At 44.5% G+C, this 12,999-nt stretch carries 5 protein-coding genes; 1 reads left to right on the forward strand and 4 read right to left on the reverse strand.

The window, feature by feature from the left end; genetic code table 11:
• Positions 1 to 49 precede the first annotated feature (49 nt).
• Positions 50 to 9,661 (forward strand): Ig-like domain-containing protein, encoded by a 9,612-nt coding sequence (locus HY960_00110; GenBank protein ID MBI5214135.1) that lies wholly within the window; start codon positions 50 to 52, stop codon positions 9,659 to 9,661.
• An 80-nt stretch (positions 9,662 to 9,741) separates the two neighbouring features.
• On the opposite strand, the gene hemL is transcribed toward HY960_00110, so the two are convergent.
• From hemL to HY960_00130, 4 genes are all read right to left on the reverse strand, one after another.
• The gene (gene hemL / locus HY960_00115; protein ID MBI5214136.1) at positions 9,742 to 11,046 is read right to left on the reverse strand and encodes a glutamate-1-semialdehyde 2,1-aminomutase; all 1,305 of its coding nucleotides are present in this window, start codon (positions 11,044 to 11,046) and stop codon (positions 9,742 to 9,744) included.
• Positions 11,047 to 11,118: 72 nt separating this feature from the next.
• Complete coding sequence (gene hemB / locus HY960_00120) at positions 11,119 to 12,090, reverse strand: porphobilinogen synthase (protein MBI5214137.1); 972 nt, start codon at positions 12,088 to 12,090, stop codon at positions 11,119 to 11,121.
• 13 nt (positions 12,091 to 12,103) lie between these two features.
• On the reverse strand, positions 12,104 to 12,472 hold the full coding sequence (locus HY960_00125; protein ID MBI5214138.1) for a hypothetical protein: 369 nt from the start codon (positions 12,470 to 12,472) through the stop codon (positions 12,104 to 12,106).
• Positions 12,473 to 12,513: 41 nt separating this feature from the next.
• On the reverse strand, positions 12,514 to 12,795 hold the full coding sequence (locus HY960_00130) for a hypothetical protein (GenBank protein ID MBI5214139.1): 282 nt from the start codon (positions 12,793 to 12,795) through the stop codon (positions 12,514 to 12,516).
• Positions 12,796 to 12,999: the final 204 nt, after the last annotated feature.

The following is a 12,999-nucleotide window of genomic DNA, read 5'->3' on the forward strand; positions in this document are numbered from 1 at the left end:
AACTCCGTCAGGAGGAATGTTTATGCCTGCTAAAAAGACTTACCAATTTATGATAACTCACAGAACCTTGTCTGTCGCTATGACAGCAGTTCTTTTATTCTCATTCATTTTTTTCGCATGTAAAGAAGACGAGGGACCCACTGGAGTTGTTGCTCCGGACCCGACAACGGTCGAAGGGACTATTTATGATAAACTCGCTCTTCCCATTGCCGGCGCAGAAATAAGTATGCGCGCGTCGTTCGCTCCGGCGGAAACAACCTTAAGCGATTCACGCGGAAATTACAAGTTTATTGTCCAGTGGCCCGATACTGGAACGCGTGGTTGGATGGTGCTCACTACGACGAAGAATGGATACTACTCAAAGACGGATTCCTTTAACGTGGAAGCCGCGAAAACATATTCAAAGTCGTACTCATTAACAAGCAAAGCGGATACAGTTCCACCCGGACCGAATTCCAGCGGTGTTGCGCGACTCGTTTTTATTTCTGCAAGCCATACATTTGCCAATGTAAAAGGTGTCGGAAAACGTGAATCCATTGTTTTAACGTTTGAAGCACGCGACTCTGCAGATGTCCCGCTCGATTCAGCACATCAGGCAAACATTGCATTCCGTATCATGCCAGCAATTAATGGTGGCGAGAAGTTAGCGCCTGAATCAACAAAAACCTCGGTGGCTGTAGGAACGAATGGTCGTGTTACGACAACGTTAACTTCCGGTACAAAAGCGGGTATTGTTCAGATAGAAGCATCCGTTGTTGGAAACCCGACAATTCTTGCTACAACACCTGCATTACCGATATACAGTGGCGCGCCGGATGCCGCTCACTTTACCATTGCACTTCAAAAATTAAACTTCCCGGCACTCGGTTTTCTTGGTGTCCAAAATAAAGTCACGGTTCAGGTTGGTGATAAGTGGGGCAATCCTGTGCCGGATAGCATCGCTATTTATTTTACAACCAGTGCTGGAATCATTCAGCCTGCGGCTTTAACGGATGAAGTTGGAATTGCGCAGGTTACGTTAAGTTCAGGAAATTCTCAACCGGAAAATGGTTTCGCGTGGGTATATGCAAGTACCGTTGGCGATTCAGGGAAGTTAGTGAAAGACAGCATTCGTGTGTTATTCTCCGGTCAACCAAAAATCGAACCGCAAGATTTCGATTTCACTATCACAGATGGTGGTTCATTACAAATTCCGTTCAGGGTGTTCGATATACACAGGAATCCACTTTCAAGCGGAACGCGTATTACTGTGACGTTCAGCGGTGATGCTACTTCCGAACTTGCCTTCACAGGTGATATTGATGTAACGATGCCGGATACTCAGGATAGTACATTCACTTTCTTCAGAATTAATGCACGCGATACAGTTGTTCAATCGCCGGGTTCTGATAAAGGATTGATAATGACTATCAACATCAGCGGTCCGAACGGAAATATGCTTCGTTCATATGTCGGAATGTTGCGCGGAACAGGCGGAACCGTTTCTCTTTCAGGAAGACCTGCGAGTATTATTCTTACGGGGTTAACGACGAACACAGTCTCGGTTCATGGGACAGGGGCAAACGAAACAGCAGTGATGACATTTTTAGTTCGCGACAGAAGCGGACGTTCGATTGCTCAGGATTCAGCGACAGTTGATTTTATATTTGTTGGACCGAATGGTGGTGCATCAATCTTCCCGGCATCTGTCAATACTGATGCTCAAGGTCGTGTGCAAACGGCGCTCACAAGCGGAACGACAGCGGGTGTTGTTCAAGTGATAGCATCTATTGATACGGGAGGTGTCACGCGTCTTGAATCGGCTCCGGTTTCTATAACCATCGCCGGCGGTTTGCCGGACCAGAACCATTTTTCCATTGCAGTTGAAAAACTGAATATTCCAGGTCTTGTTCGCTACGGCGTGACAGATGGAGTTACAGTGTATGTAGGTGATGAATATGGCAATCCCGTTCAACCCAATACGGCAGTGTATTTCACTACAACAGGTGGTTATGTTGAGGCATCAGCCTATACAAATACAAGCGGTATCGCTTCCACAACATTACGCTCCGCAGAACCGGAACCTCCGAACGGTTATGCTACAGTGACAGCTACCTCAATTGATAAGAATAATAATGAAGTTGAAAATTCAGCTCTTGTATTATTCTCCGGTTTCCCGATAATCACAGCAAGCGATTACAATATTCAATTGGCGGATGATTCATCGTTCACCTTATGGTTTGGCGTACACGATAGAAATCATAATCACATGTCATCGGGAACACAAGTTCAGGTTTCGGTTGGCGGAAGAAATTCATCAGAGATTCAACTGTACGGAGATATTTCCACGACACTTCCCGATGCCTTATACGGCGGCTATCGGTTAGACACGTTCTTTGTAAACATCGTTGATAAAGTCGGCAACAGTTTGCGTAACGGACAATTCGATATTACTATCAGTGTTACCGGTCCGAACGGCAACACTGCGATGACAATTCCCGGGACATTATTAGCAACTCGAAATCCGAAAATAAAATCATTAGCATTGCTCTCAAGTGTTCCGCGTGAATTATCTATTGCCGGTGTTGGAGGAGTGGATACTCTTCAATTGGAATATCAAATCCTCGACAGTTTGAATCAGGTAATCAACAGAGCAGGTGAACGTGTAGATTTTGAATTCACTGGACGATTCGGCTCGTTCCAACCGCAATATGATATGACCGGCAGCGATGGAAAAGTTCAAACAATTTTCCATACAGGTGAAGTAGTTGAATCGGTGAAAGTGCGTGCGCAGGTGCCAAATAGTGATGTTGTTTCCGTAGAGAAAACTATTTTTGTCCGCCCGGGTTCACCGTATCCGGGAAATGCTCGGTTGATTGTCAGTATGCCTGACGATACAATTCCTAAAGTAAACTTTGCGGCAAAGTACTCGCGGAACGAACAGGTTGGAAAAGTAAAAATTCAGGTGAAAGACAGAAATGATAATCCTGTTCCGGGGGAGAAAATTGAATTCGAGACGAACGCCGGGGAAATACGTGCGACTGTTTTCACTGACGCCAACGGATTCGGTTCTGCTATCTGGTACGGAGGTCCGAACGTTCCTGCGGATGGTAATGCCGTCATCAAAGTAGTTTGGAAAAAGGGAACCGCTTCAGTTATTCTTGATAGTGCTGTTGTAACATATTCCGGGACAGCGCAAATTACAGGAGGTCCGGATCAAACAGACACGCTTATTGCAGGAGCGGGCAGAACTTATACATATTTTGTTCGTGATGCGAACGGCAATCCGCTTGCCGAAGGAACTCAAATCTCTGTATCAAAATATGATGAAGCCGCAGCATCAATTATATTAACCGGCGACACAAGTATTACAATGGTTGATACACGTGATACAAATCTTACGAAATTTACATTCGATATTCTTGATACAAATACAACAGTTCTCACACCGAGAAAACTTGGAATTAAAATAAAGGTTTCAGGTCCAAACGGGAATGCACTCGATACTGCAAGAAGCACGGTAAAGGGTTACGTCCCGACTTCAGACAGAGTGAAATTTGTTGTGTTGATGAAGAGTCAACCAAGAATTTATGTTTCAGGAGTGAACAAAACAGATACCGATACGCTTGTCTATGAATTACAAGATAGTAGTGGAGCGAGAATGCCAACACCCGGTCTTACGGTTTCGTTTGATTTTCAGGGTCAGCAGGGAGAATTTACACCACGCTATGCGGAATCCGATATCAACGGAAGAGTTCAGACTATCTTCAGAAGCGGTGAGAAAGCGGAAACCGTCAAGGTTTTCGCCCAGTTAGGACGTATTACTTCTGCCAAACAAGATATTGTTGTTTTGCCCGGTCCGCCAGCACAGTCGTTCTTTAATTTAGATGTTGTTCGTCCTGGCAGTGATGAATCAAAAGTAAATTTCCCCGGGATGTTTTCTTCGACAAGAAAAATCGGAGAGGCGCGAATGACGGTTGGTGATAAACACGGAAATCCCGTCCTCAATAATACACGTATCACGCTGGCGTCAACAGCAGGTCTTCTCCCGTCAACCGGACTTACGTTGAATGGAAAAGTTTCCGTGGATTGGCTCGGTGGCCCGGAATTCCCGTCGAATGGTCTTGCACACATTGTTGCTACAACAACCGATTATAACAATCAACTCATCGGAGATAGTCTTGATGTCGTTTATTCCGGTCAGGCAATAGTGAATAGTAGTTTGACGAATGGATATGTGTTCCGACAGGGAATTGATTCATCGTTTACCTTTACCGTTTCTGATAGTATTGGAAATCCTTTAGCCGAGGGTTCAACGATTAGCGTCTCCATGACGGGTGCTGGTTCAAGTTCAATTATACTTACCGGTGATGTGAATAAAACAATGGCAGATGTTTCCAATCCAAGTTATACACAATTCACTGTAAACCTGCAGGATACGAATACGACGATCGTTGGTAATAGAACATTGCGATTTGAAATTTCTGTTGACGGACCAAATGGTACGGTCATCAAAAGAATCACAACGACACTGGAAGGAATAATTCCACCACCGGTTCCTCGTGTCGCAGGAATACGGTTGGAGGCGATGTCGTCTTCTGTGTTAACGGTAAAAGATGGCGGCGGAACGGAAACAAGTTTGTTTACTTATCAGATACTCGATAGTCTCGGCAGCCCAATCCGTCAGGAAGGAATTCGAATTGCCTTGTCGGGTACAGGAGTACCGTTCGTTTTTACTCCTGAAACAACGACCACAAACACAAACGGTCAAGCGCAAGCATTATTCCATAGCGATACGGTTGCAGGTATTGTACAAGTAATTGCAAAAGAGGTCGCAGGATTTGCTCAATCCTCTCCTTCAAAAATTGTTGTTGTTGGCGGTAAGCCTTCACAACAATATTTCACGTTCTTGCTAACACGACCTGAAGCGACGGGACAAAAAGTAAATTATCCCGGTGCAATGCCGCTCATTCAGAAAATCGGTGAAGCGCATATACAGGCAGGCGACCGATATGGAAATCCGGTGCCCGAAGGAACACCGATTTACTTTACAACGAATGCCGGTGTTGTACAGGGATTTGCAATGACCGATGTAAACGGGTTCGCGAAAATTAATTGGTTCGGCGGAAATCCAATACCGGTTGGCGGAGTTGCTTTGGTGAAAGCATCTGCAAGTGGAGAAGGAACTACCATTGTTGCTGATAGCGCCGTTGTTACATATTCAGGTCAGGTAATGATTGGTGGTGGACCGCAGCAAGGTTTTGAAATTCTTGGTGCCGGTTCGATGACATTTAGCTTTACAGTTCGTGATGCGAATGGTAATCCTCCGGCAGAAGGCTCGCGGGTAATTGTTTCTGCTTCGGGAACAGGTGCAAGCGCAGTCGTTCTTTCAGGTGATGTTGATGTAACCATGCCCGATACACGAGACAGTAGTTTATCCCGCTTTACAATCACCGTGCGTGATACTTCAACATTCTCAACGAAAGAACGGACCTTAAATCTTTCTATTGCAGTCTCCGGTCCGAACGGAACGGCGACACAATCTACAAGCGGTACCTTGTTGGCAACGGGTGGAGGCAGAACACGATTACCGGGTTCGGTAGCATTAATTTCTACAAGTGTAAATGAAATTCAGGTCATCGGTACGGGCGGAGTTGAAACTTCAACCATGATATTTGAACTACGAGATTCACTTGGAATCCCGGTTGATTCTTCATACATGGTTAAGTTTTCAATTGCTCCATCATCTGGTGGAACATTTATCTCCCCTGATTCCGGTTACTCGGATCCGCAAACAGGACGTATTACCAGCGTGGTTCATTCGGGTACAAGTTCCGGTCCGATACAGGTCATCGCAACGGTTGAGACTCCGAATGGTATTATTACGTCATCTCCGGTTCGCTTGCTCATTCATTCCGGTCAACCCGATCAAAATCATATTAGTATCGGAGCCAATCCAATTAACGTAGCAGGGTTAGATTGGAATCAACGGACAAGTACAATTACAGTTCAACTCGGAGACCGTTATGGGAATCCGGTTCCCGTAGGAACTTCAGTTCACTTTAGCACTGATATTGGTGTCGTTACCACAAGTTCGGCAGGAACAGATGAAAATGGTATTGTGTCTGCAACATTGTTTTCAACTAACCCGCGACCTGCAGGCGGATATGGTTATGTGAAAGCTACAACAATCGGCGCCGGCGGAACGGTAATTTCCGATAGCATTCGAATGTTATTCTCGGGTCAGGCAATGATTGATAGCGTAACGTTGACCCCATCAAACATTACAAACTTTACGGCATTCTTCAGAGTGTACGATAGAAATCAAAATCCTTTGGCAAAAGATAATACGATTACGATAACCACCGACGGTGATGTATCCCTTGTTGTTTCGCGTATATTTCCAGCATCGAAACTTCCGGATACTCAAGACCCCGCTTGGACAGAGTATGCCGCAAATTTCAGTCTCGATGTCAATGATAATCCAATTATCACAGGACCTTTCTCAGCAACAATAACAGTTGAAGGACAAAACGGAACTGCGGTATATACGTTCCAAGGAAGAGTGGATATTTCAGCGCCACCTGAGTCGGAAGTAAAAGGATTAGAGTTGGCATTCAGAAGCGATTCAGTGATAACTGTTTATGATGCAGGTGGTTTGGATTATGCACAAGTTGCGTATCAGGTTATTGATAGTTTAGGAAGAAATATTCAACGTGCCGGCATACCGGTTGCATTTTCAAGCGAAGGTGTTCCGGGCTATTTCCTCCCTGAGACAACATTAACGAATGACAATGGTATTGCAGTAAGTACGTTCCATAGTTCTACTGTTGCAGGTAATGTAAGCGTACGGGGATCTGTTATCGGTACTGCAATTCAATCAATCCCGATGAGTCTTGGTATTACTGGTGGAAAAGCTTCACAGCAATTTTTCACAGTTCGACTTACAGAATGGGCTGACGATCCAAAAGCTCGTGGGTTTAATCCACCTCCGCAATACAATTTCCCCGGTCTTCAATCATCGGGCTACATTGGTAATGCAAGAGTGGTGGTTGGTGATAAATACGGGAACCCTGTTCCGACAGGTACGGTCGTCTATTTCACAACCAATGCCGGTGTTGTAACCGGTGCTGATGTAACTGATGAAGTTGGACTTGCTGTCGCTGATTGGATTGGCGGCAACCCAGCGCCACCGGGTGGAATAGCAATAGTTAAGGCGTCAGTATTAGGAGAAACCGGTTTGGTGAGCGATAGTTCATGGGCCGTATATTCCGGTCCCGCGAGAATTTCCGGACTCTTACCGGAAAATTTTCAATTGAGAAATGGCATTGATACGGTTTTGCGATACACTGTTGAAGACATCAATGGAAATCCTGTAGTAAGCGGAGGGGAAATTGCTGTAAACAAGAGTGGCGGTGCATCAAGTTCTGTCATCCTTGATGGAAATGTTCTATTTACTTTACCTGATACGCGGGATACTGCATTCGGCACGATGTATCAGGTAAGACTACGTGATACGAATACCACCGTCTCTCAAGCTCGCTCATTAACTCTATCCATTAGCCATACAAATAGCCCGGTAGGTGATGCATATTATGATGTTTCAGGAACATTGCTCGGCACTTCATCACCGATTCCGCCTTCGGTTGCAGGGATACGGTTTGTAGCAAGTACAGCGACAACGTTAAGCGTGAAAAACTCAGGTGGTAATGAAACTACTGTTCTCACCTTTGAAGCGATAGATAGCATTGGCAATACAATAGCTCGTGCAGGTATACCAATTTCATTTATACGAACAGGAGTATTCGGAACATTCAGCGCTGAAACTGTTCATACGGATAACCTTGGCAGAGTACAAGCGCAATTTAGAAGTGATACGGTAGCAGGCGCTGTGCAGATTAAAGCAATCAGTTCTGACGGTACTATCCATTCTAATCCTGTGAGTATTGTTATTGTTGGTGGCAAGCCGAATCAAAACAATTTCACCTTTATTATAACACGCCCGGCGCAACAATTAAGAAAAACAAATTATCCGGGTGCAATGCCACTGGTTCAGAAAATCGGTGAAGTAATTGTACAAGTTGGTGATAGATATGGAAACCCCGTTCCATCCGGTACACCCCTCTATTTTGGTACGAATGCCGGACTTATTCAAGGAACAGCATTCACGGAAGCCAACGGTTATGCAAAGGTAGATTGGTTCGGTGGTAATCCGATTCCGGTTGGCGGTGTTGCCAACGTTTCGGTCACTACGTTAGGTGATAATGGAGAATTTACTATCACGGATACACTCACGTATTCGGGACAAGCGTTCATCTCCGGCGGTCCTACAAACGGATTTGAATTTTCCAGTGGATTTGTTCAGTCATTCACGTACACAGTGAACGATGCAAACAGTAATCCTCTCGCACAAGGTGCAACGATTCAGGTAAGTGCATCGGGACCAGCCGCCAGTACGATAGTCATGAGTGGTGATATTAATGTAACAATGCCCGATACGCGTGACCTTTCGGAAACGCAATTTACTTTCACGGTCAGAGATACGAGTTCTTCATCGCGGACTCCACGTACATTGCAATTAACAATCGCAGTTGATGGACCAAACGGAATCGCCACACTGACAAGTTCAGGTTCAGTTTTACCGACGGGCGCAGGAGATACAACACGTTCCAGGTTGCCCGCTTCAATTGCATTTTTGTCCATTACTAACACAGAAATACAAGTAACGGGAACAGGCGGAACGGAAACGACTACATTGCTCTTTGAAGTTCGGGATTCGCTTGGTATTCCGGTTGACTCGATGTATCCGGTGCGGTTTACATTCACAAATTCTCCTGGTGGTGGAGAATTTATCACACCCGATATCGGATATACAGATTCATCTACGGGACGAGTGAGTGCTATTATTCACTCAGGAACCCGTGCCGGTGTGTTACAATTACTTGCAAGTGTATATTCTCCGTCAGATACAATTCGTTCTTCAATAGCTCGTATCTTGATTCATGGCGGTTTACCCGACCAAGCCCACTTTTCAATCGGACTAAATCCTATCAATATTCCGGGGTTAGTTTATAACGGGCGTGAAGCTACGGCAACAACTATTGTAGGTGATAAATATGGCAACCCGGTTACGGCAGGTGTAGCCGTGTATTTTACTTCGACAATGGGTGTTATTAATACGGGCACGGGTTTTACAGATGAAAAAGGATTTGCTTCAGCATTGTTGTATTCTGGAAATCCTCTTGGTGATAGCGGATTTGGTTATGTGAAAGCATTCACCGTCGGAGAATCGGGTGTTACTATTACTGACAGTGCGCGAATGCTATTCTCCGGTTATCCAAATATTACATATTCAGGACCTTCAACGTTTACAATTATCCGTGGCGGTACAATCTCGTTTACGTTTGACGTTGCAGATATGTACGGACATCCAATAACAAAAGGTTCTACTATTCAGTTACTTGCCAGTGATACTAATGACGGAGAAGATTATGGTCTATCAGCTGTTCATACAATGGGTGATACACAGATAGTCGGTCCCGGTTCAACTCAATTTACCATGACATTTACAGATATTGTAGAAGATACACCGGTTGATGGGCCAGTATCAATCAGTGTTCAAGTAAAATGGGAAGGATTAACACTAGTTGTCCCGATAGCATCGGGAGTAATTGCACCTTAATTGAGAATCAAACGCACAATAAAAAAGCCGTCTTCTTTCGAGGACGGCTTTTTTTTGGTCAGGTATTCGTATAAGTACAATTACAATCTTGTTAATGCTTGATAATTTGCTTTGATTGTTCGTTCGATTTCCCTCTCGCCATGCGCTAAGGAAAGAAACGCCGCTTCGTATTGTGAGGGAGGGAGATAAATTCCCCGATTCAACATTTCAGCAAAATACGTAGCAAATTGTTTCGTGTCGGAAGTTCTTGCCGAGTCTGCATCAACCACTTTCTGTTCGGTAAAGAATAATGTGAACATTGAGCCGACACGGTTGAGTTGATAGCCAAGTCCGAGGTTTTTCAAATTTTCTTTGATGCCTTCTTCAAGTCGTGAGGCGTTTTGTTCAATGTTCTTATAGATTGATTTATTCTTCGAGAGGATGGAAAGGAGGGTGTAGCCCGCCGCCATCGCAATTGGATTTCCTGAAAGTGTTCCCGCCTGATACATCGGTCCCGATGGCGCAACCATCTGCATGATTTCTTTCTTCCCGCCGTACGCTCCAACGGGAAGTCCGCCACCAATAATTTTTCCAAGTGTAGTCAGATCCGGTTTAATGTTGTACAAATGTTGCGCGCCGCCAAGAGCAACTCGGAATCCTGTCATCACTTCATCAAAAATCAGGACGATTCCATGTTTATCACAAAGTGAGCGTAATCCTTCAAGAAATCCTTTCTTCGGAGGAATACAGCCCATATTTCCGACAACAGGCTCAACAATAATCGCCGCAACCTCACACCCCCGCCCGTCTTTGGCGGGTACACCTCGAACCAGTCGTTCAACAGAACCAATATCATTAAACCGCGCCGTCAACGTCAATCCGCCAAGCGTTTTCGGAACTCCCGGACTATCAGGAATTCCAAGTGTTTCCGCTCCCGAACCTGCTTTGATAAGAAATGAATCTCCATGTCCGTGATAACATCCATCGAATTTGATGATGACATCACGCCCTGTGTACGCGCGGGCAAGTCGAATCGCGCTCATGGTTGCTTCCGTACCGGAGTTGACCATGCGTACCATTTCGAGAGAAGGCATCAGTTTGCAAACAAGTTCAGCCATTTTTACTTCAAGTTCTGTCGGTGCGCCGAAACTTGTTCCGTACTTCGCCGCGTCTTTTATGGCAGAAAGAATTTCCGCGTGCGCATGACCGAGAATCATCGGTCCCCATGAACCGATGTAATCTATGTATTTATTTCCGTCTACATCCCACAGGTATGCGCCCTTGGCTTTTTTTATGAAGCGCGGTTCAAGTCCAACCGACTTGAACGCACGAACGGGCGAGTTCACTCCACCGGGAATTCTTGACTTTGCTTTGGAAAATAGTTTTTTTGAAAGGTTTGTGTTCATATTCATTTACTTGATCGGATATCAATGATTTACAAATGGGAATTACTATAGTTCACATCCCAAATCTCATTTCTATAGAAGTTTCGCGGCATCCTTTGCAAAGTAGGTAAGAATCATATCCGCACCGGCGCGTTTGATACCGGTGAGCATTTCGAGCATGACGCGTTGTTCATCAATCCAACCGAGTTTGCTTGCCGCTTTCACCATCGAATATTCACCGCTGACGTTGTACGCCGCAGTCGGCATTTGAAATTCATCTTTCACGCGACGGATAATATCGAGATAGGGGAGTGCCGGTTTTACCATCACGATATCCGCGCCTTCTTCGATGTCAACCCGAACTTCACGGAGCGCTTCATTCGAGTTAGCCGGGTCCATTTGATGCGAGCGACGGTCTCCGAATTGAGGAGTACTTTCCGCCGCTTCACGGAACGGTCCGTAAAATCCAGACGCATACTTTGCCGCGTATGACATGATGGGAATGTTATAGAATTTATTCTCATCAAGTATTTGTCTGATTGCTTTCACTCGTCCGTCAAACATATCGGAAGGAGCGACCATATCAGCGCCTGCCTGTGCATGTGTGAGGGCTTCTTTCGCCAAGAGCTCAATGGAAGGTTCGTTCACGATTTCATCGCCACGAACAATGCCACAATGCCCATGCGAAGTATATTCGCACAAACAGACATCGGTGATAACAAGGAGTTCGGGGACTTCCTTTTTTATTGCGCGAACTGCCTGTTGAACGATTCCGTGTTCGTCGTACGCGCCGCTTCCGATTTCATCCTTGTGTTCAGGAATTCCGAACAGAATTACAGCCGGAATGCCAAGTGATTTCACTTCAGCACATTCACGGACAATTTCATCCACCGACATTTGAAACACGCCGGGCATCGACGAAACCGGTTTCTTAAATTTCGTACCGGGAACGACAAAGAGTGGATAAATAAAATCGTTTTTTGAAAGTTCGGTTTCGCGCACCATCGAACGGAGCGTTGCAGTCATTCGTGTGCGGCGGAGACGGGAGAAATGGTTAATAGCCATAATATTTTTCATGTTAAAGATTATCTATGATCCAAAGAATTTCTTGTAATGCTATCACAATATCACCATCAAAGTTCATAGGCTCATAACGATTTTTCGGATAATAATGCTTGTGATGTGGAAATGTTGTTAAGTGTTTATGATGCGGGGCATTGTCAAAACTAATAACTTGTCTTCCGTTTGAATCTCTGTAAGAATAATGATAAGCAATTGAAAGTCGGAATTTTTCAAATTCATATTTTTCCCGAATAGTTAACTTCCCCCCAGAAGTGAATGGGATGGTAACTTCAAGTTTTTCGATTAGGCAAATATTATCAATATCCAACTTCATTATGAAATCATCTTTGATAATATCTTCGAAACTTTCACTAACCAGACTCATAATGGAATAGACACGATTCCTAATGAGAGATTCGATATATATCATCTACTTGAATTTTCTGTTAGTTTATTCAATGCACATACATCACCTGACCAACTAAACAATTCCCCGTCATCAAAATTATCATCCATCTCAAACTCTCCTCGTTCATAACGCGGGATGAATTCTTCAGAAGTCATCTTGTATTTCGCTTCGTAGCGGGCGATGTTTTCTCGAAGTTCTTGAACAAGTTGTTCTTTTGTATGTGTTCCTTTTTGCGCTTCCGCTCGTGCAATAAATTCTTCGTAGGTGAATTTTTTTGATGTTGCTGTTGAGGTATTCATAATGTTATTTTTTTTGACGTGCTAATGTACCAAACTCCCTTCATTCAACAAAAAGTTTATTTTTCCTTATCCCCGCTATAGACACCCCAATAATCATGTAACCTATTGAACAATAACGCGTATGACTGTTAGACGAATTCACCGGATGGGTGAAATATCAGGAAAATAGAACTTTTCACATTGATGCGAATACAAATAGTACCA

This window comes from Ignavibacteriota bacterium (assembly GCA_016212665.1).
Taxonomy (GTDB): Bacteria; Bacteroidota; Ignavibacteria; order UBA10030; family SZUA-254; genus FW602-bin19.

What these genes read in the sequence shown, in the direction of transcription:
- HY960_00110 (MBI5214135.1), top strand. Translation starts at nt 50, where the DNA reads ATGATAACTCACAGAACCTTGTCTGTCGCTATGACAGCAGTTCTTTTA.
- HY960_00130 (MBI5214139.1), bottom strand. Translation starts at nt 12,795, where the DNA reads ATGAATACCTCAACAGCAACATCAAAAAAATTCACCTACGAAGAATTT.
- hemL (MBI5214136.1), bottom strand. Translation starts at nt 11,046, where the DNA reads ATGAACACAAACCTTTCAAAAAAACTATTTTCCAAAGCAAAGTCAAGA.
- HY960_00125 (MBI5214138.1), bottom strand. Translation starts at nt 12,472, where the DNA reads ATGAGTCTGGTTAGTGAAAGTTTCGAAGATATTATCAAAGATGATTTC.
- hemB (MBI5214137.1), bottom strand. Translation starts at nt 12,090, where the DNA reads ATGGCTATTAACCATTTCTCCCGTCTCCGCCGCACACGAATGACTGCA.